20 protein-coding genes are annotated in these 18,702 nt (G+C 43.2%); 5 read left to right on the top strand and 15 right to left on the bottom strand.

The annotated features are described in order from the left end of the window. Positions 1 to 485: 485 nt before the first annotated feature. From NIE88_RS19960 to NIE88_RS19945, 4 genes are all read right to left on the bottom strand, one after another. On the bottom strand, positions 486 to 860 hold the full coding sequence (locus NIE88_RS19960) for a hypothetical protein (protein WP_253065130.1): 375 nt from the start codon (positions 858 to 860) through the stop codon (positions 486 to 488). Beyond that, positions 746 to 1,198: a phage terminase small subunit-related protein gene (locus NIE88_RS19955; RefSeq protein ID WP_373689465.1), complete on the bottom strand. Its 453-nt coding sequence runs from the start codon at positions 1,196 to 1,198 to the stop codon at positions 746 to 748. Before NIE88_RS19955 ends, NIE88_RS19960 begins: the two co-directional genes overlap by 115 nt. Positions 1,199 to 1,889: 691 nt before the next feature. Further along, positions 1,890 to 2,096 carry a hypothetical protein gene (locus NIE88_RS19950; protein ID WP_253065103.1) on the bottom strand — a complete coding sequence of 69 codons (207 nt, stop codon included), beginning with the start codon at positions 2,094 to 2,096 and terminating at the stop codon, positions 1,890 to 1,892. A 99-nt stretch (positions 2,097 to 2,195) separates the two neighbouring features. Further along, entirely contained in the window at positions 2,196 to 2,396 is a 201-nt protein-coding gene (locus NIE88_RS19945; protein WP_253065102.1) for a DNA methyltransferase, read from the bottom strand. A gap of 16 nt (positions 2,397 to 2,412) precedes the next feature. Here NIE88_RS19945 and NIE88_RS19940 point away from each other — a divergent pair, with 16 nt between their 5' ends. Further along, entirely contained in the window at positions 2,413 to 3,198 is a 786-nt protein-coding gene (locus tag NIE88_RS19940) for a site-specific integrase (RefSeq protein ID WP_253065101.1), read from the top strand. A gap of 78 nt (positions 3,199 to 3,276) precedes the next feature. Here NIE88_RS19940 and groL read toward each other — a convergent pair whose 3' ends face one another. Both groL and groES read right to left on the bottom strand, forming a co-directional pair. Then, a complete protein-coding gene (gene groL, locus NIE88_RS19935) occupies positions 3,277 to 4,902 on the bottom strand; it encodes a chaperonin GroEL (RefSeq protein ID WP_253065100.1) in 1,626 nt (541 codons plus the stop codon). A 63-nt stretch (positions 4,903 to 4,965) separates the two neighbouring features. Next, positions 4,966 to 5,250, bottom strand: coding sequence for a co-chaperone GroES (gene groES, locus NIE88_RS19930; RefSeq protein ID WP_253065099.1), 285 nt, complete (start codon positions 5,248 to 5,250; stop codon positions 4,966 to 4,968). A gap of 289 nt (positions 5,251 to 5,539) precedes the next feature. On the opposite strand from groES, the gene NIE88_RS19925 reads away from it, so the two are divergent. After that, positions 5,540 to 6,202, top strand: a complete 663-nt coding sequence (locus NIE88_RS19925) for a CPBP family intramembrane glutamic endopeptidase (protein ID WP_253065098.1) — start codon at positions 5,540 to 5,542, stop codon at positions 6,200 to 6,202. A gap of 244 nt (positions 6,203 to 6,446) precedes the next feature. Here the strand turns inward: NIE88_RS19925 and map are convergent, their stop codons facing one another. Together map and NIE88_RS19915 are read right to left on the bottom strand one after the other, a co-directional pair. Beyond that, positions 6,447 to 7,202, bottom strand: coding sequence for a type I methionyl aminopeptidase (gene map, locus NIE88_RS19920; protein ID WP_253065097.1), 756 nt, complete (start codon positions 7,200 to 7,202; stop codon positions 6,447 to 6,449). 109 nt (positions 7,203 to 7,311) lie between these two features. After that, positions 7,312 to 7,956, bottom strand: a complete 645-nt coding sequence (locus tag NIE88_RS19915) for a redox-sensing transcriptional repressor Rex (RefSeq protein ID WP_253065096.1) — start codon at positions 7,954 to 7,956, stop codon at positions 7,312 to 7,314. A gap of 270 nt (positions 7,957 to 8,226) precedes the next feature. Between NIE88_RS19915 and NIE88_RS19910 the strand changes: the two genes are divergently transcribed. After that, positions 8,227 to 10,176, top strand: coding sequence for an ABC transporter ATP-binding protein (locus NIE88_RS19910; RefSeq protein WP_253065095.1), 1,950 nt, complete (start codon positions 8,227 to 8,229; stop codon positions 10,174 to 10,176). Positions 10,177 to 10,463: 287 nt separating this feature from the next. On the opposite strand, the gene tsaD is transcribed toward NIE88_RS19910, so the two are convergent. The 6 genes from tsaD to NIE88_RS19880 all read right to left on the bottom strand — a co-directional run bounded on the left by tsaD (position 10,464) and on the right by NIE88_RS19880 (position 14,984). Further along, a complete protein-coding gene (gene tsaD / locus NIE88_RS19905) occupies positions 10,464 to 11,492 on the bottom strand; it encodes a tRNA (adenosine(37)-N6)-threonylcarbamoyltransferase complex transferase subunit TsaD (protein WP_253065094.1) in 1,029 nt (342 codons plus the stop codon). Beyond that, positions 11,489 to 11,944 carry a ribosomal protein S18-alanine N-acetyltransferase gene (gene rimI, locus NIE88_RS19900; protein WP_253065093.1) on the bottom strand — a complete coding sequence of 152 codons (456 nt, stop codon included), beginning with the start codon at positions 11,942 to 11,944 and terminating at the stop codon, positions 11,489 to 11,491. The genes tsaD and rimI overlap by 4 nt, the downstream gene beginning before the upstream one ends. A gap of 2 nt (positions 11,945 to 11,946) precedes the next feature. After that, positions 11,947 to 12,636 (bottom strand): tRNA (adenosine(37)-N6)-threonylcarbamoyltransferase complex dimerization subunit type 1 TsaB, encoded by a 690-nt coding sequence (gene tsaB / locus NIE88_RS19895; protein WP_253065092.1) that lies wholly within the window; start codon positions 12,634 to 12,636, stop codon positions 11,947 to 11,949. Then, the gene (tsaE, locus tag NIE88_RS19890) at positions 12,617 to 13,084 is read right to left on the bottom strand and encodes a tRNA (adenosine(37)-N6)-threonylcarbamoyltransferase complex ATPase subunit type 1 TsaE (protein WP_253065091.1); all 468 of its coding nucleotides are present in this window, start codon (positions 13,082 to 13,084) and stop codon (positions 12,617 to 12,619) included. Before tsaE ends, tsaB begins: the two co-directional genes overlap by 20 nt. Positions 13,085 to 13,558: 474 nt before the next feature. After that, positions 13,559 to 14,482 carry an EamA family transporter RarD gene (rarD, locus tag NIE88_RS19885; protein WP_253065090.1) on the bottom strand — a complete coding sequence of 308 codons (924 nt, stop codon included), beginning with the start codon at positions 14,480 to 14,482 and terminating at the stop codon, positions 13,559 to 13,561. Next, entirely contained in the window at positions 14,475 to 14,984 is a 510-nt protein-coding gene (locus NIE88_RS19880) for a GNAT family N-acetyltransferase (protein WP_253065089.1), read from the bottom strand. Before NIE88_RS19880 ends, rarD begins: the two co-directional genes overlap by 8 nt. A gap of 144 nt (positions 14,985 to 15,128) precedes the next feature. Between NIE88_RS19880 and NIE88_RS19875 the strand changes: the two genes are divergently transcribed. Then, complete coding sequence (locus NIE88_RS19875; RefSeq protein WP_253065088.1) at positions 15,129 to 16,049, top strand: LysR family transcriptional regulator; 921 nt, start codon at positions 15,129 to 15,131, stop codon at positions 16,047 to 16,049. 106 nt (positions 16,050 to 16,155) lie between these two features. Here NIE88_RS19875 and NIE88_RS19870 read toward each other — a convergent pair whose 3' ends face one another. Then, positions 16,156 to 17,829, bottom strand: a complete 1,674-nt coding sequence (locus tag NIE88_RS19870; RefSeq protein WP_253065087.1) for an alpha-keto acid decarboxylase family protein — start codon at positions 17,827 to 17,829, stop codon at positions 16,156 to 16,158. A gap of 223 nt (positions 17,830 to 18,052) precedes the next feature. Between NIE88_RS19870 and NIE88_RS19865 the strand changes: the two genes are divergently transcribed. Then, the gene (locus NIE88_RS19865) at positions 18,053 to 18,490 is read left to right on the top strand and encodes a MarR family winged helix-turn-helix transcriptional regulator (protein WP_253065128.1); all 438 of its coding nucleotides are present in this window, start codon (positions 18,053 to 18,055) and stop codon (positions 18,488 to 18,490) included. The last annotated feature ends 212 nt before the right edge of the window (positions 18,491 to 18,702 follow it).

The following is an 18,702-nucleotide window of genomic DNA, read 5'->3' as shown; positions in this document are numbered from 1 at the left end:
AGGTCATCTAGCTTTCCCAATAAGGAGGCGTCCGATACTTTGGCTTTTCAGCCAGACGAATTTTTTATTTTCTAACCACTTTTTATAGCGTACTCCTACTTACATAATAGGAGGCGGTTTCAATGATGTAAAGAAACATTATGACCTCACCATTCGCACGATGTAGTCATTCAACTTCGAAGATCACGCAACCGGATGTCCATAAAGAAGTGGTATATTGGGATTATTATACGAATACGATTTTAATTTTTAAATAAAAAAGGCTCTCTTCCGTTACGTATTACTGTTAAAACGTACGTATTAAAAGAAGTATGAAAAATAATATAGCTCCTGCTGAATAAACAAGAATATGAATTAATTTACGATCGTAAAAAATATTAATAATAAAAAAGGCAAGGTATAGAACAAATAAAATCCAATATGTTATTAACTTTTCTGTGAATATACATAACAAAATTGATATAAATAATATAATGGGCATAATGCTATTTCTTAACGTCCGATGCCTTGCCTTTTAGTGCATCAACGTAAGATGACGATATATCCGGCTTTTCCGGTGCGTTGTCCTTACGCCTAATATCCGACTTGATGTCATCAATATGAACCTGCATCAATTCAAGCTTCTTTCGCCGCTCGTCCTGTTCATCAGCAATGGATACAAATTGCTTAATTAACACCCTCAGCTCACCCATTGCCCGGCTCTGAGCATTTAAAAAGTTCGCTTGTTTATCCCAAGCGAACTGAATTAAATAGCCTTCCTGATCTGTACTGGATTCTGCTGTCGTAGTTTTTGTTTCTTTTTTAGACTTCCTATGAAGATGCTTATTTTGCATTTTAGTTGTATCTTCGTGATCTTGCACAGCATGATCTTCTGCGCTCTTATAATCGCAGTGTACTGGATCATGATCTGATCCCACAATAAATCAGCAGGATCAGCGGTGTTTATCGCCTGCATGATCTCTACAGATTCAGCTGGAAGATATTTGCTGAAGAAACCGAACTTGGTTGCATTATGATTGCCCAGTGGGCGCCGTGAACGGCTGCATTTTGATTGCCTGGATGACACACAGACTTTAAGAGCGCTCCCTTTTAATTCGTTATCCCATTTATCCTGAGCCTTCCACTTCCGAATAGTGTTCGGTGTGACACTCATTTGCCCAGCAAGATCAACTAATTTCAATTCACCATTGCTTTTCAACTAAATGGCTTTTGCTTGTTCTCGTCTTGGACCTCTTGGTCGTGGCACTACATTTCACCCACCTCCGGATTAAGTCGTTTGTTTTGCAAATTGGAATAATTTACTCAATGTCATGTTTTCATTATTGCCCTATAATTATCTATAAGGACTTCCTCCACGGAGCTTTTGAATTGACAGGAGATTCAATATGGAAAAAATTAAAACTCTAATTTTTGAATCTGTTTATAAAAATGTTAAAGTTAAAGTCAATTTCAAGAACGAATAAGTCAGTTTAAGAAAGCAACAAACGGAAAAAAATAATTAATGTACAAAAGCTCCGGAGAGGTTTTCTTTTCCGGAGCTATAAACTATATAAACATAATTAATTACCAGCAAAAGAAAAAGCACCACGTTGGGTGCTCTTCATAATCCTAATTTAATCTTTGTATACGACCAATACTGAATAAAACAACTTCGCATCATTTCCTGGTACCATTTCATCCATGTCCTTCAATGATGTATTAAATTTAATTTCCTTAATTGATTCGTGTTGGCTAAGAAAATCATTAACTGATTCTTCAAGATGTGTTATGTCGTGATCTGTAAATACCTTTATTTTCACCATATGCATCTCCAAAGTTCAAGATATTTTATCTTTACTCAATTGAAGATGCTTTATGCAAAATAAAAACACCACGAAGGGTGAGAACTATTATTCAATCCCATAAGCTTCAAATATTACATCTATATCCATAAAAGCATCATTGAGATCATCAAATTGCTGCTGTAATCCGTATTTTTTTTTCGTACTCTGTTCCTGTCTATCTTTTTTTAACTTTTCAATTCTATCACGGATTCTCGTTAGAACAATCTCTTTGTCAGCCACAGTCAATTCCGATATTACATCTTCATAATACATTCTGAACATCTCCATTCTGCAGTATAACAACCCCTTCCACAAAATAGAACAAGTTCCTGCTTCTTTGCAAAATAAAAGCACCACGAAGGAGCGTTCGACTCATTGTAACTGTGCTGTCTGTTGAATGTTAGATAAATATTCCTTAATTCGTTTATCCGCTTCAGCAGCATAGTAATCGTCTAACTCAATTCCCAGACTTTCAAACCCTTCTAGTTCTACGGCTAAAATCGTTGTGCCACTGCCTGCGAATGGATCTAATATTCTTTCACCTTTCTCACACAGCGTCACAACATCACGCATCCATGGCGCTTGCAAAATGATTTTCAAGTGTGCAATGATTCAGCATCTTATCAATGAAGATCCTTCAGATGATGCATTTATTCCCCACGGAAGAAAAACAGTTGCAGAGCTTGAGAACGAAAAAATAATAGAAGATATGTATTTAGAGAAAAAAGAACTTGATGAATTTTTGCAGGCTGTAAAACTACATGGAAAGCCGGAGGACTATACTATTTTCTTTATTTTAGCTTGGACAGGTGTGCGTTTGGGAGAACTAATCGCTTTAAAATGGAGGGATATTAATTTTGAAGAAAAAACGATCAGCATCACGAAAACATACTATTGCCCTTCAGGTGTGACAAAGGATTTTACGCTGTTAACGCCGAAGACGGTCGCATCGATCAGAACCATTGAAATCGATGACGATAAAGACTCTGTAGTCAGTGTTCTGAAAGTGCATCGTTTAAACCAGAATAAAATAAAATTGTTCGTTGGAAAAGAATATTTCGACGAAGGGTTCGTTTTTGGACGGCCTTACCCGCCCTATTTTGGCTATCCAATGGATCTCCACACAGTTGAATCAAGAATGGATTCTCTATTAACGAAACATACTACAATTAAAAATCATGTGACTCCGCACGGTCTACGCCATACACATACCTCGCTTCTTGATGAAGCGGGTGTTGACCTAGAGCGAATCATGGATCGCCTCGGTCACGTTGATGACGACACGACAAAAAAGGTCTATCTGCACGTCACTAAGCCGCGTAAAAAAGGCGCCTCTCTTATGTTCGGAGAACACATGAGAAACGCCAATTTTTAAGTTATGACCCATAAAATACCCATTATTGAGTTGGCCATAAGCTGAAACTATTGATAGGACAATGGTTTCAGCTTTTTATTACATCATGCCGCCCATTCCCGGAGCGCCTGCCGGCATTTGCGGTTCTGGATGTTCTTCAGGCTTGTCGGCAACAACTGCTTCAGTGGTCAGCAGCATTGCAGAAACAGAAGCTGCATTTTGCAGTGCGGAACGTGTAACCTTTGTCGGATCAACGATTCCGGCTTCGATCATATCTACCCATTGATCTTTGGCAGCATCATAACCGATACCCGGTTTCTGGGATTTCAGTTTCTCGACAATAACGGAACCTTCGAGGCCTGCGTTTTCACCGATTTGACGAACAGGTTCTTCGAGTGCGCGAACGACGATGCTGACACCGGTCTTTTCATCGCCTTCGGTTTCAATAGCTTCAACGTTCTTGATCACGTTGGCAAGAGCCGTACCACCGCCGGCCACAATACCTTCCTGGACTGCGGCGCGTGTCGAGTTCAGTGCGTCTTCAATACGCAGCTTGCGTTCTTTCAATTCGGTTTCGGTTGCAGCACCAACTTTGATTACGGCTACACCGCCGGACAGTTTCGCCAGACGTTCTTGCAGTTTTTCTTTATCGAAGTCGGAAGTTGTTTCTTCCAATTGTGCTTTAATTTGATTGACACGTGCACCAATCTTGTCGGCCTCACCTGCGCCTTCAACAATCGTCGTGTTGTCTTTCGTTACGATGACCTTGCCGGCTGTTCCGAGTTGATCAACAGTCGTTTCTTTCAATTCGAGACCGAGGTCGCTCGTTACGACCTGTCCGCCGGTCAGTACGGCGATGTCTTCGAGCATTGCTTTTCTGCGGTCGCCGAAGCCGGGAGCCTTAACAGCGACAACGTTGAATGTGCCGCGCAGTTTGTTCAGAACGAGCGTTGCCAATGCTTCGCCTTCAACATCTTCAGCAATGATCAGCATTGGTTTGCCTTGTTGTACAACTTTTTCAAGAACAGGGAGAATTTCTTGAATGTTGGAGATCTTCTTGTCTGTGATCAGGATGTATGGGTTGTCGAGAACGGCTTCCATTTTGTCCTGGTCAGTAACCATGTATGCGGAAGCATAGCCGCGGTCAAATTGCATTCCTTCAACAACGTCAAGTTCGGTTGCGAAGCCTTTGGATTCTTCAAGGGTAACAACGCCGTCGTTGCCGACCTTTTCCATAGCCTCTGCAATCAGCTGGCCGACTTTTTCGTCATCAGCAGAAATAGCGGCAACTTGTGCGATTGATGCTTTGCCTTCAATTGGCTTTGAAATTTCTTTCAGACCTTCAACGGCAGCCTGTGTTGCTTTTTCAATACCGCGGCGAATGCCCATTGGGTTCGCACCGGAAGCAACGTTCTTCAAGCCTTCACGAATCATGGACTGTGCAAGAACCGTCGCAGTTGTCGTACCGTCGCCGGCTACATCATTCGTTTTGCTGGCAACTTCGGATACGAGACGCGCACCCATGTTTTCAAATTTATCTTCGAGTTCGATTTCTTTTGCAATCGTTACACCGTCATTTGTAATCAGCGGTGAGCCGTATTTCTTATCAAGTACAACGTTGCGGCCTTTCGGTCCAAGCGTTACTTTTACTGCATCTGCCAATACATCGACACCGCGAAGCATCGAGCGGCGCGCTTCTTCACCAAACTTAATATCTTTTGCCATTGTGAATAGTCCCTCCTAAATTAAATTAGATCTGAGGATCTTCTGTTAAACGAGCATTGCAAGTTAGTCAATAACAGCGAGAATATCGTCCTGACGAACAACGAGATAAGCTTTGCCGTCATATTTTACTTCAGTGCCTGCATATTTTGAAAAGATCACTTTTTCTCCTTCTTTTACGTCCAAAGCGATACGCTCGCCTTTGTCGGACACCTTGCCGGCACCAACGGCAACAACGCGGCCTTCTTGCGGCTTTTCCTTCGCCGAATCAGGAAGCACGATACCGCTTGCTGTTTGTTCTTCTTTTTCTTGTGGTTCGATCACAATACGATCACCCAATGGCTTTAACATGTTGAAATACCCTCCTTAAAAATGTTAAGTTAAGTACCTTTGTTAGCACTCAGTTCGCCTGAGTGCTAATCCATTTAATATAATAATCAATTCCCAGTAGATTTGCAAGTTTTAACTCAAAAATATATTTAACTGTTAAAAAAAGTTCGAGTAGCTATTAAAGGATAAAGAAAATTTGCTGTGGTAAAATAAATAGAAAAGCTACTTTCAGCTTTTTTTGCAGGAAACTTTGCTTTAAGTTTTTCACACTTGATTCGAAACGATACAAATAGATATGAGGTGTCTGATTTTGGTTTTGCGTTATACTCTGATCGTTCTCGTGTATCTTATCTGTTTTATATCTCCGCTCATTCCCGGTTTTCCCAAAGGTGGATCGGCATCCGGTGATGCATACGCAGCCGTCTTTTTCTTAACCTTGATCATTGTCTCGCTGCTACTGATCCCCGAGCGCACAATGTTTCGTGGCCCGCTTGCTTCTCTTGGTGAGTCGATCGCTTGGGCGATTTGCGGTGTCTTCATCCTGTTCGTACTCCAAATTGCTGCGGCACTGATCAACAATCTCATCTTGGGTCAGCCGCTCCAATCGAAACATACCCAAGATGTCGTACAATTGACCCGCAACGCGCCTGTGTTCATTTTTGCAGTCAGCATCATCGGACCGATGCTTGAAGAAATTGTTTTCCGTAAAATTTTCTTCGGAAGCATGAAAAAGAAACTTGGATTCTTCTTTGCGGCCTTGATCAGCTCGCTCATTTTCGCTGCATTTCACTTTGATTTCAGTCACCTGCTTATTTATCTCGCAATTGGTTTCTTCCTTTGCTACGCTTATCACAAGACCGGCCGAATTTGGGTGACCATGTTCATGCATGCGGCAATGAATGCCATCGTCGTTCTCATCAGTTTGAGCGTGCGTCTTCCAAATACAGTCAGTTGGATTCATTGGCCGATGTAACCTGAGCGGTTTAGAAAAACTGAGCAAAAAATCCTGAAATCCAGGCTTGATTTTGAATACGCTCCGGTTGCTCGCTTGCCGTGGGTGCACTGCAGGCCTTATCAAACAAGCAAATGCCTGCGGGAGTCTCAAACCTGCGTGTTTGCTCCACGACCTTTTACTTTACTATAAAATCATATACTTTCTTTATTTGTAAAAAAAGCGGAAGCTTCTATTCGAGGCTCCGCTTCTTTGATTGCTTATTTTATTCTTCATCGAGCATGGTCAGGATTTCCGGACCATTTTTCGTGATTGCCAACGTGTGTTCATATTGTGCGGACAGTGAACCATCGATCGTGCGTGCCGTCCATCCATTCGGGTCAACCTTCGAGCGCCAGTCGCCGACGTTCAGCATTGGCTCAATCGTTATCGTCATACCTTCTCTGAGACGAAGGCCACGGCCCGGACGTCCATAGTGTGCGACCGGCGGATCTTCGTGCATTGTCGGTCCGATACCGTGGCCGACAAACTCACGGACAACACTGAGACCGCGATCCTCAGCATATTTTTGAATGGCGTAGCCGATATCGCCAAGGCGATTGCCGACAACCGCCTGTTTGATGCCTTCATAAAGCGACTCTTCTGTCGTCTTCAGCAAATGCTTTGCCTCGTCGGAAATCTCTCCGACCGCATAGCTCCACGCCGAATCAGACATCGCACCGTTCAGATTGACGACCATATCGATCGTGACGATATCTCCGTTTTTCAGCGGTTTTTTATTCGGAAAGCCGTGACAGATTTCATCGTTAACCGAAGCGCAGGTCGCGTACTTGTAACCTTGAAATCCTTTTTCTTCCGGAATCGCACCGTGCTTTTCCAGAAATTCATTGACAAATTCTTCGATTTCCCAGGTTGTCACGCCGGGACGAATCATTGTTTTAATATGCTGATGTGCCCGGGCGAGCAACTGACCGGACTTTTTCATTTCAGCAATTTCATTTTGCGATTTTAACTGAATCATTCCTGCATTCCACCTTATTTTTAAACCATATGGCTGCGAACGTACTGCCGTCCGCACATGCGCCGTTTGTTAACTTGTTTATGCCGTGCACCTGTATTTTACCACTTAATCATTGAGAATTCCTTTCTTCCATTGAATGATTAAGAAAATAAATTAGTGCCTGAAGCTCAACCGTCATATCCACATGTCGGACATACGCGGTTGCCGGCAGAGATAAAGTTGTCGGAGAAAAATTCAAAAACCCGTGAATGCCTGATGCAAGTGCCATTTCCGCTGCTTTCTGGGCATGTGCGGCCGGAACGGTTAATATAGCGGCTGTTATGTCGCTGTTGTCGTCAGTTGCCAAGGTATCCATTGCGTGAACTTCTGTTCCGCTGACTTCTGTACCAATGAGCGACGGATCAATGTCATAAGCCTTTACGATTTTGGTATTATTATTCTTTTGAAAATTGTGATTGAGCAATGCCGTGCCCAAATGCCCGACACCAATCAAGACTACCTTTGATAACTCATCCTGATAAAGTGTTTTTCTTAGAAAATCCATCAAATACTGCGTGTCGTAGCCATATCCTTTTCTTCCCAGCGCACCGAAATAGGAAAAATCCTTGCGAATCGTTGTTGAATCAATTTGCACAAGATCTCCGAATTCCGAAGATGAAATACGCGTTTTTCCTACTGCAACCAAGCTCTGCAGTGTTCGATAATACAGCGGCAGCCGCTCGGCTGTCGCCTGAGGTACATTTTGACTGACCATGACTAGGTCTCCCCCCAAATTCACAAAACGGATCGTGTTGATGCCATTTCGCTGAGTCTCTAGTTCAACTATACTATAATCACCATTATTTTTGTTACTCATTTCACAATCATTTTTAAATAACCTTACTTCAAATGGCCCCGCAGTTGCCGAATAAATTACGAGTAGGCTACAATGAACATATCTATCTTATTATGTATACGGATCCCGAAGCAAACATCCTGCTTCCAAAAATCGACCGTTACCCTAATTCTTCTGAGGTGAAGATCTGTGCTGCTCTTACAAACTAATGAGATCAGTAAATCCTTCGTGACTGATCTTGTTTTATCCAATATTTCCATAGAAATAAAGCTGGGTGAACGTGTAGCGCTGGTTGGCCGCAACGGTGCGGGCAAATCAACACTCCTCAAAATTATTGCCGGAGAAATGAGTGCGGACAGCGGTGAAATCATCATACCTAAAGACCGAACCATGGGTTACTTGCCGCAGAACGCCACACTCGACTCAACACGGGGAATTTATGATGAATTGCTGTCGGTATTTGCGCCATTAATCGCATTGGAAAAGAGAATGCGAACGATGGAAGAGCAGATGGCAGATCCCGGAAGCTTTGCTAATCCTAAAGAGTATGATCAATTGCTGAAAAGCTATGATGCCTTGCAGGCAGACTTTCGCGACAAAGGTGGGTTTACTTATCAGGCGGAAACACGCAGCGTGCTGAACGGCTTGAATTTCGGCAGTTTTCCTGATGATACACCGGTAAGCAATTTATCCGGCGGGCAAAAAACCCAGCTTGCGCTTGGCAAACTCTTGCTCATCAAGCCAGATCTGCTGATTCTTGACGAACCGACCAACCACTTGGATATTGATACGCTTTCATGGCTGGAAGAGTACCTGCAGCATTACAGCGACAGTGTACTCGTTGTTTCGCATGACCGTTATTTTCTCGATAAAATTGCGACAAAGGTCTATGAAATTGCTAGGCATAAAGTACGTAAATACACAGGGAACTATTCGCGCTATCTTGAAGTACGCGCGGCAGAATTTGAAAGTGAAATGAAAGCCTACGATAAACAGCAAAAAGAAGTAGCGAAATTAAAGGATTTTGTTCAGAAAAATATTGTACGCGCGTCGACGACGAAACGGGCACAAAGCCGGCGCAAACAATTAGAAAAAATGGAGCTCATGGACCGTCCGATGGGAGATGCTAAATCGGCAACGTTTACTTTCGATATCGAACAGCAAAGCGGGCGCGATGTGCTCGCGGTTTCTCATCTTGATGTCGGCTACGGTGATCAAGAACCGATGATTTCCGACCTCAGCTTTCAAATCAGCCGAGGAGACCGTGTCGCACTCGTCGGTCCGAACGGGGTCGGCAAATCAACACTGCTTAAAGCCATTGACGGCGGTTCAACGCTCCGTTCCGGCGAAGTGCGACTCGGAAGTCACGTCAGCATCGGTTATTACGACCAGGAGCAGAAGAGCCTCAACCCAATGAAAACCGTTCTGAATGAACTGTGGGACGATTATCCTTTGAAACCTGAAGGCGACATTCGCACCGTACTCGGCGGTTTCCTGTTCTCAGGGGATGATGTTGCAAAGACGGTTTCCCAATTAAGCGGCGGCGAGAAGGCACGCCTCATGCTTGCCAAGCTAATGATGCGTCATGATAATCTGCTAATCCTTGACGAACCGACCAACCACCTTGATTTGGACAGCAAAGAGGTTTTGGAAGGAGCCCTGATCAACTACCCGGGAACCATTCTGTTCGTCTCACACGACCGCTATTTTATTAACAACATTGCAGATCGCATATTCGAGCTGTCGCGTAAAGGAATCACCGAGTATCTCGGTGATTATGACTATTACGTTGACAAAAAATTAGAACAGGAACAGATTGCCGAGCTGGAAGCACAGCCGGAAGCCGTACAAAAAAATGAAACTGCTATTGGAGACGGCAAGGAGCAATTTTTAAAAGAAAAGGAATTGAAAAAGAAAAAACGGCAGCTTGCCCGTTTTATTGAACAAACGGAGGCTGATATCAGCAAGTTGGAAGAACAGATCAATCAAAACCAACAGTCGCTGCTTGATCCGGACGTTTTCAGTGACTCAAAAAAATCAAGAGAAATTCAGTCAAAAATCGAAACAGATGAAGCGAAGGTCGCTAGTATGATGGAAAACTGGGAATCCGCTCAGCTCGAATTGGACGAATGGGAATAATAATGAAGTTGTCCACTTCACAAAGGACACATATCCACAAACGCATGCGGTTATCCACAATTTATTCAGCACAAATAGCTCGTTGTTCACATATTCTGTGGATAACTAGCTATTTGCTGTTTTCAAAATAACTTATCCACTTGTGCATAAGTTATTCTTTTACATTTATTCACCGATAATTAACAGGCAATTAAATTTTTGTGATCTGCTCAGCCTGCTGCAAAGAATAAAAAAACGAAGAACAGGAATTTTTTTCACTGCTCTTCGTTTTTTTATTGTAAATTTATTTAAAAGTCTTCAATCGCCAGGTTTGCTTTCCCGTTCAGCGACAGATCGGCGCGTGTTCCTTTTAAAAAGCCAATTGTTCCGGATGCTGCAATCATTGCCGCATTGTCTGTGCACAGCTTCAGCGGAGGAATAATTAAGGGAATTCCTCGCGTACGCGCAGCCTGTTCCATTTCAGTCCTTACCACGCTGTTGGCAGAAACACCACCGGCAACAAGAATCTGTTTTGCATGAACGCGTTCCGCTGCGATCAGTGTTTTCTTAACAAGTACCTCACTGACACTTGCCTGAAAGCTGGCCGCGATATCTGCAGCATTCAGGTCGTGCCCACGCTGCTGCTCATTGTGGACATAATTGATGACTGCAGATTTCAACCCGCTGAAGCTGAAATCCAGCGAGCCTTCCTCAAGCCATGCCCTCGGAAAATCAATCACTGGCTTACCCTTCTTAGCAAGGCGGTCAATCTTCGGTCCGCCCGGATAGGGCAATCCAAGCGTTCGTGCAATCTTGTCAAACGCTTCACCTGCTGCATCGTCACGCGTAGTTCCGATGACTTCATACGAACCATGTTGGCTCATATGAACCAGCTCGGTATGCCCACCTGAAACAACGAGTGCAATCAGTGGAAATTCGAGCTCGCGAACAAAACGGTTGGCGTAAATATGCCCAGTTATGTGGTGAACCGGGACAAGCGGCAGCCCATGTGCATAGGCCAGTGCCTTTGCACCGTTCACACCCACAAGCAGTGCCCCGATGAGTCCCGGACCCTGAGTCACCGCAATTGCGTCCAGGTCGCTCCAAGCCACCTCAGATTTGTCCATCGCTTCCTCGCAGATGACCGTGATTTGATCTACATGGTGACGGGACGCCACCTCAGGAACAACACCACCAAAACGCCGATGAATATCAATTTGCGAGGCAACCGCATTTGATCGAATCACAGTACCGTTCTCAACAACCGCAGCTGCCGTTTCATCGCAGCTCGTTTCAATTCCCAGAATTAAGGTTTTCTGCCTCACATTTATTTTCATAGTCTCACCCACATGACTAGCGCATCTTCCCCGTTGTTTGAATAATAATTTTTACGAATACCGCCGTTTTTAAATCCGAGCTTGCGATACAAATTTTGTGCAATCTTATTGCTTACGCGAACCTCCAAACTCATAGAACGCGCCTGCTGTGACACCGCATGGAGCATGACCTGACGCAGCAGTGATTCGCCCACCTTGAATCCGCGATACCCTTCAAGCACTGCCAGATTCGTTATATGTGCTTCATCAACAATAACCCAAACCCCGCAATACCCAATGATTCTTCCGTCAAGTTCGGCAACAAAGTAGCTGGCAAAATGGTTGCCGGTGATCTCATTTTCGAATGCCTGCCTCGACCATGGGACATCGAAAGCACTGTACTCTACGACCATGACCTGATCAATATCCTCCGCAGTCATCGGTCGGATGTTTACTGATTTTAGATCCGGCATACTTATCGCCCCTGTTTTGCCAACCACTTCGCTTCGGCCTCAGCCAAGCGAAGATACGCCGGCAGAAAATGATGTATATCGGATACCGGCTCTTTTTTTGCGCCAATTCGGGCGAGTTCGGCCGCTCTTGGCACATTCCGAGTGATATCTCCAAGCTCCGCATAGGCTTGAGTGGAAAGCAATTCGCCCCATTTGTCTAAATCATTGCTGAGAAAAAGGACCGGTTCAGCCAAATTTCGCAATTCAGGCAGCCAATCGTCCATCATCACAAGTTGATCCGGAGCTACTGAAACAATTTCCCCGTCTTTTGCTTCATACAATCCAGTAAACACCTGTCCGCGTCGCGCGTCAAAGAATGGTGCAATATAACCCGCAAAACCGCGGCCGTTTTGGGCAGCCACTTCAAGACTTGAAACACCGACCAAATCCTTTTTCAGTGTCCAGGCAAGCATTTTCGCAATGGTTGCGCCAATACGAAGTCCCGTATAAGAACCCGGACCTTCAGCTACAGCAATTCGATCAATGTCTGCTGCCTCAAGCCCGGCCGCCTCGATCATCTGCGCGATGGCAGGCATCAGACGTTCCGAGTGATTTTTTCGGCTGTTTGTTGTCAATTCGGCGAGCACTTTCCGTTCCGTTGTCACGGCGACACTCATCACTAAATTGGATGAATCAATCGCTAGCACGTTCATCGTTCGATATCTCCTCATTTATATGCTTAGATCTGCTGCCGCTTGCTTTACATGTGATCGTTCGTTCCCGCTCGTTCACACGCTCAATGGTAATAGATAAACGATCATCCGGAAGCCACGAAGGGATATTTTCCGCCCATTCAATCACGGTCACCCCGTCCTGATCGAAATAATCCTCCAGGCCAATATCCTCTTCATCGCTTATCCGGTACACATCCATATGATAAAGGGGCAGGCGCCCGCTCTGATATTCTTTAACAATAGTAAAGGTCGGACTGTTTACCATCTCTTGAATACCGAGACCCTTGGCCAGACCCTTGGTAAAAACAGTCTTGCCCGCTCCGAGATCACCCGACAGTGTCAAGACATCCCCCGGTTTCAGAAAAACCGCCAGACGCTCGGAAAAGTGCATGGTTTCTTCAGGAGCATGTGTGATCCATTGATGCATAACGTTCACCTTTTTTAAATAGCCTCAGGCCACAATAACGATTTAGATAATCGCCGGCATCGTAAGCCAGATATAATTTAAGTGTACCATAATTACGTGGCAAATTCTTTTGTCACTGCTGGCATCTTGTCTTATTTTAGAACGAATCCTATTACGATTCAAAAATATTGAAAATTTAAAGCGAATTCACATAAAGTGCAAGCGAGCCTCTAAAGTTAAATCAAACAATTCACGAGAAAATCTAAGAAATGAGTCATTATGCAACTGATTCACTAAAGTACTACGAATATTAAAAACGCAAAACAAGGAGAAGCCCCCCCTCCTTGTTCGTTAGTGTGCTTACCTTACATTCTTATTTCCTAATCATTTATTTTTTATCCTTCATCTCTGAGCATGAGCCTCAGGCTAAGGCAGGCTCTACCATTTCCAGATGCCTCAGAGGGTGATACGACGACTATATTGGTATCTTGAATACTATTGCAACAATCTCGTTTCTTTAGAATCTGCGTTACTTGAAGAAAAAATGTAGATCATAATCGACGCCCAAATAAGAATAAATGAAAACCATTGAACAAATGAAACCGGTTCTTTAAAAAGCAACAATCCGATGAGAAAAGCGATTGAGGGTGTTATGTATTGAATCACGCCAACTGTAGATAATGGTAATCTTTTTACTCCTTCAGCAAACCAAATAAGCGGCAGGGCTGTTACGATACCAGCTCCCATTAAAAGAATGGACGTATTGATAAGGTTTGTGCCAAATGACGCTGTACCCTTTATTTGTAACGTCATTAGATAGACAACCGCTGTCGGTGTACCTATTAATGTTTCGTAGCCCATGGCTACGAGTGCGTCTAATCGAGTACATTTTTTTGCATAGCTGTAGATTCCGGATGATAAAGCAAGCGACAATGCAACCCAAGGGATCTGACCATATTTAACCGTCAGCAAGAACACACCCAGCAAAGCAATGAAAAATGAGATTGATCGCCCTAGCCCACATTTATCTTTCCATAAAACGACACCAAATACAATGCTGATAAGCGGAGTCATATACATTCCCAGACTGGCTTCAATAACTTTGCCGTGATTAACTGCCCAAATAAAGATAACCCAATTCGCACTGATTGCAAGAGAAGCTATAAAAATAAATAAAAATTCCTTTTTATAGTGAAAAAAATAGTTGAGCCTATAGATAAACAGGTGGAATTTTTGTTTTTTTAAAAGGATGATCGCCATTGTGAATACAAAAGACCAGCAGATTCGGTGCGCTAAAATCTCAAAAGGCGGTACATTTCCCAATAACTTCCAATATAATGTTAAAAACCCCCATAAGACATAGGCAGAAGACGTATAAAGTATCCCTGAAAGTGGGTTATCTCCCTTTGGATTAGTCATCAACACGCTTACCCAGTATAACTAAGTCTCTTTCAATGCCATCTAATTCCGCAACCTTCGGATAAGCGCCCCACTTTTCAAAACCCAAACGCTCAAAAAGGCGGAGGCTGGGAATATTGTGTCCAAAGATAAAAGCAAGAATCGTTTTTATACCGAATGCATGACAATGATCGATTGCATAGTTAACAAAGTCAGTACCCAGCCCCCTTCCGCGTACGTTCGTGTCAAGATAAACGCTTATTTCGACCGTTGCATGGTAGGCAGGACGCCCATAAAAGCTGCTCAGGCTGAGCCAGCCGATGACTTTCCCCTCCTGTTCAGCAATCCAGAGCGGACGATTCTCATCTTCATAATGGGCAATAAACCAAGGTTTTCGCTCAGCGACAGTAACCTCTTCCATATCCGCCGTGACCATTCTGCCTCGTATCGTTGAATTATAAATAGCAACGATCGTTGGTAAATCACTCAATTGTGCTTCACGATATATGATCTGATCGGGCATTTGATTCATCTCCTCATGTTTCTTTGTTTTTCTACGTTCATTTTAAAAGTGACGGCGACGACTGTAAAATTGAACTTATTAACCATTTGCCATAGAATAAAGTTATGGCAACAGTCGATAGAAACTGAAAGGGGCCAGTGGGACATGACGATTCAGCAATTCCGGTATTTAGTAGAAATTTCCAAGCACGGTTCAATCAGCAAAGCCGCCTCTGCACTCTACGTGACACAACCCAGTATCAGTAAAGCTGTGCGCGATCTGGAAGCTGAGTTGGGGATAACGATCTTGGATAGAACAAATAAAGGAGTTGTCTTCACAAAAGACGGCAGAGAATTATTATTCTACGCAAGAACGCTTCTGGAACAAATGGAATCTGTCGTCTATCATTTTAACAGCGAGAAATCGACGGACTTAACAAAACTTTCTATTTCCTCTCAACACTATGGATTTGCTATAGAAGCTGTTGCAAACCTGATGAATTATTTTGCCGAGCGGAAATATGAACTGACAATTCGGGAGGGAAAGACAACCGATGTAATTAATGACGTGTATGCGAGTAGGAGTATCCTCGGCATTTTATCCCTGACCGATTTAAACAAGAATTTTTTTAAACGCTATTTTATCTCAAAATCACTAATGTTTACTCCCCTTGTTTCGCTGAAGCAACACGTCTTTCTCCGAAAAGAGCATCCACTGGCCCATTTCAGATGCATTACCCTGGAGCAGTTAAAGGACTATCCTTATCTGACCTACCAGCAAGACGACGTATTGCTCCATTTTGCGGAAGAAGCTATCGATGTGGACAAGATCAGGAAACTGATCTATTTAAAAGATCGAGGCGCTATGAATAATCTCCTGTCGCATACAGATGGCTACAATCTGGGAACTGGCTGTATCGTGACCAATTACATGAACCCCAATATTATTTCCATACCTTTAGAAGAAAGCAATCTCATTCAAATCGGTTTGGTTAAACGAAACAATGTCTTTTTGCCGGAAGAGCTTCATGTCTATATTGATTTCTTAAAAGCATCTTTGAAAAAATCTATGCCGATGAACGTATAAAGCGAGGTAAAATCGCTGCCTTTTTTTAATCAATAGAAAAAGGTGCCTCACAGTCCATGGACTTTTGAGACACCTTCTAAATACAATTTTATAGAATCGATTCCAGTCAGTCATTCTGAGCAGCAAAAATTTTACCGAGGGTGGTCAATAATTCAGGCATATCCATCTTCTGAGTAACCACCTCAACAAACCTAAAGAAATCTGGTGATTCAGCTATATCCTTAAGGGCATCAGCAAATTCGCCTTCTGTATTCGTCTTATAGCTTTTAAAATTCTTGTTCCCACCGAGAGTGGCTGGAATATCTGCATAGCGCCACATTTTAATATCATTATATGAAGCTTCAGGTCCGTGGATTGAACGTTCAACCGTATAGCCGTCATTATTAATTACGAAAATAATCGGATGAAGATTTTCGCGTAACATAGTTGAAAGTTCTTGAAAAGTTAACTGAAATGCACCGTCACCAATCAACAAAAGGTTACGCCGCGACAGATCGGCAAGCTGTGTACCAAGTGTCGCTGGTAATGTATAGCCGATTGATCCCCACAATGGCTGTCCAATGTAGGTTACATTTTCTTTAAGAGGGACTGTCTGGGCACCAAAAAATGCGGTCCCTTGATCAGCAACAACCACATCGTCTTTCTGAATGAAAAGCCGAATCATTTGCCAAAAACGTTTCTGTGTCAGTGCCTGGTCATCTTTCACATAGAAGGGTTCTTCTTTCTGCTGCTCTGTAACTGGGACGATATCCAGAGATTGCCGATCACGTTTTTTCAGAACTCCTGCCAATTGATTGAGTGATTCATTCATCGATATTTTTGAATAAATTTTGTTTAAATAGTTTACTTCCTTAGGTGCTATGTGGATTACAGCCTCTTCCTTGAAGCCCTGTGAGAAACCGCCCGTAATCGAATCGGTAAATTTAACGCCAATACTTATAATACAGTCTGCGTGATCAATCCGATTTCGCAAATAATCAGGACTTGTTTTTCCGCTATAGACACCAATAAATTGAGGATGCTCTTCATTAAAGACACCTTTCCCCATGCTCAGTGTTGCAATCGGGAACCCAGTCGTTTCCACAAAACGTTGTAACGCTTCTTCAGCATGAAATCGAGAGACTTGATAATCTGCCAAAATGACCGGTGCCTCTGCCTTTTCAATCACAGGGATGAGGGTTTCAAGCATTTCGCTGGTCGTATTTGTTGATGCTGCGGGTTCTTCTTTAAGCAAAGGTTCCTTTGGCAGCCTCGCCGGAAGTCCATGTATATCTACCGGAAGATTGATATAAACCGGTGCCTTCTCATACCAGCAAGTTCTCAGTACCCGATCAATCTCTTCTGTTGCATTCTCTGCTGTCAGCGTTGTTTGAGCAGCCGTGACCTCTTTGTACATCTTCGAAAAATGCGTAAACTCGCCATCACCTAATGTATGGTGAACAAGACGCCCTTCTTCAGTAACCTTTGATGCAGGTGATCCCGTAATTTTAACAACGGGTACCTGTTCCGCTCGTGAACCAGCAATTCCATTCACTGCACTGAGTTCACCAACACCGAATGTTGTGACCAGTGCGGCAATACCGTGAATACGCGCATATCCGTCCGCAGCATAAACTGCGTTCAATTCGTTACAGTTTCCTACCCAGTCAAGTGCCGGATGCTCAATAATTGTATCAAGAAACGAAAGATTGTAATCCCCAGGCACACCAAAAATGTGTCGAATGCCAAGTTCTCCTAATCTGTCGACCAAATAACGTCCAATCGTGTACGTTGTATCCATTTCTTCCTATCCCCTCACTTTAAAAATTTATGAAAGAACATTAGGTCAATATTATTGACCTTTATATAAAGTATAGACTTAGAGCTTTAATAAGTCAACTATATTGTCCTATTGAAAAATTGTGTGCGACATAGGTGCTTCTTTTATGCTATACTACTAAATCAGTACGAAAGGAGTTAGAAAAAAAGTGAATGAGGAAGAACAGCAGCTAAACAAGGTTCTCATGCTTTTCTATTTCGGATACCGGACCTTTACCGAGAAGCCGGACCAAATCATTGAAAAGTACGGTATACAGCGTGTGCACCACCGTATTCTTTTTTTTATTGCTCAAGTCCCAGGGATCACCGTGAATGATCTTCTTTCGATCCTCGAAGTTTCAAAGCAAGCACTCAATGCACCGCTCAGACTCTTATCTGAAAAAAATCTGATCAAGATGGTTCAGGCAGATTACGACAAACGCTACAAGCTGCTCTATCTGACACAGGAAGGAAAGCAGCTTGAAAGCAAACTTAGCCATGTGCAAAGAGAACAGATGAAGACAATCTTTGACTCTCTCGGATCAGATCATCAAAAAGCGTGGATTGACGTCATGAACGCCCTCGCAAAAATCCGTCCGGGGCAGCAACAATTTAATGCGCAAATTAATAAACAGAGAAATTGAAAAAGCTAACTGATTTAAGCTTGGCCTACCCCATCCTCTTGCTCATTTGCAGACCAACTACTGGGGCTTTCGTAATACTTATCTTTTATGTTTCAAAGCACTCGGTTCATCGAACCAGGAACAGGGGATGTTAGTTGAATAAAAATGAGCGACCCCGAGAAAGGAAGGCCCTCTTAAAAATCAACATTTAACTTTGACAGATCCCGAAAGTA

It is taken from the genome of Sporolactobacillus shoreicorticis (genome assembly GCF_024125445.1).
Classification (GTDB): Bacteria; Bacillota; Bacilli; order Bacillales; family Sporolactobacillaceae; genus Sporolactobacillus; species Sporolactobacillus shoreicorticis.
The sequence above is the reverse complement of the archived record's forward strand: the minus strand, read 5'-3'. Positions and strand labels throughout refer to the sequence as shown.

What these genes read in the sequence shown, in the direction of transcription:
- NIE88_RS19950 (WP_253065103.1), bottom strand. Translation starts at nt 2,096, where the DNA reads ATGTATTATGAAGATGTAATATCGGAATTGACTGTGGCTGACAAAGAG.
- NIE88_RS19945 (WP_253065102.1), bottom strand. Translation starts at nt 2,396, where the DNA reads ATGCGTGATGTTGTGACGCTGTGTGAGAAAGGTGAAAGAATATTAGAT.
- NIE88_RS19940 (WP_253065101.1), top strand. Translation starts at nt 2,413, where the DNA reads ATGATTTTCAAGTGTGCAATGATTCAGCATCTTATCAATGAAGATCCT.
- groL (WP_253065100.1), bottom strand. Translation starts at nt 4,902, where the DNA reads ATGGCAAAAGATATTAAGTTTGGTGAAGAAGCGCGCCGCTCGATGCTT.
- groES (WP_253065099.1), bottom strand. Translation starts at nt 5,250, where the DNA reads ATGTTAAAGCCATTGGGTGATCGTATTGTGATCGAACCACAAGAAAAA.
- map (WP_253065097.1), bottom strand. Translation starts at nt 7,202, where the DNA reads ATGATTCAGTTAAAATCGCAAAATGAAATTGCTGAAATGAAAAAGTCC.
- NIE88_RS19915 (WP_253065096.1), bottom strand. Translation starts at nt 7,956, where the DNA reads ATGGTCAGTCAAAATGTACCTCAGGCGACAGCCGAGCGGCTGCCGCTG.
- tsaD (WP_253065094.1), bottom strand. Translation starts at nt 11,492, where the DNA reads ATGAAAATAAATGTGAGGCAGAAAACCTTAATTCTGGGAATTGAAACG.
- rimI (WP_253065093.1), bottom strand. Translation starts at nt 11,944, where the DNA reads ATGCCGGATCTAAAATCAGTAAACATCCGACCGATGACTGCGGAGGAT.
- tsaB (WP_253065092.1), bottom strand. Translation starts at nt 12,636, where the DNA reads ATGAACGTGCTAGCGATTGATTCATCCAATTTAGTGATGAGTGTCGCC.
- tsaE (WP_253065091.1), bottom strand. Translation starts at nt 13,084, where the DNA reads ATGCATCAATGGATCACACATGCTCCTGAAGAAACCATGCACTTTTCC.
- rarD (WP_253065090.1), bottom strand. Translation starts at nt 14,482, where the DNA reads ATGACTAATCCAAAGGGAGATAACCCACTTTCAGGGATACTTTATACG.
- NIE88_RS19880 (WP_253065089.1), bottom strand. Translation starts at nt 14,984, where the DNA reads ATGCCCGATCAGATCATATATCGTGAAGCACAATTGAGTGATTTACCA.
- NIE88_RS19875 (WP_253065088.1), top strand. Translation starts at nt 15,129, where the DNA reads ATGACGATTCAGCAATTCCGGTATTTAGTAGAAATTTCCAAGCACGGT.
- NIE88_RS19870 (WP_253065087.1), bottom strand. Translation starts at nt 17,829, where the DNA reads ATGGATACAACGTACACGATTGGACGTTATTTGGTCGACAGATTAGGA.
- NIE88_RS19865 (WP_253065128.1), top strand. Translation starts at nt 18,053, where the DNA reads ATGCTTTTCTATTTCGGATACCGGACCTTTACCGAGAAGCCGGACCAA.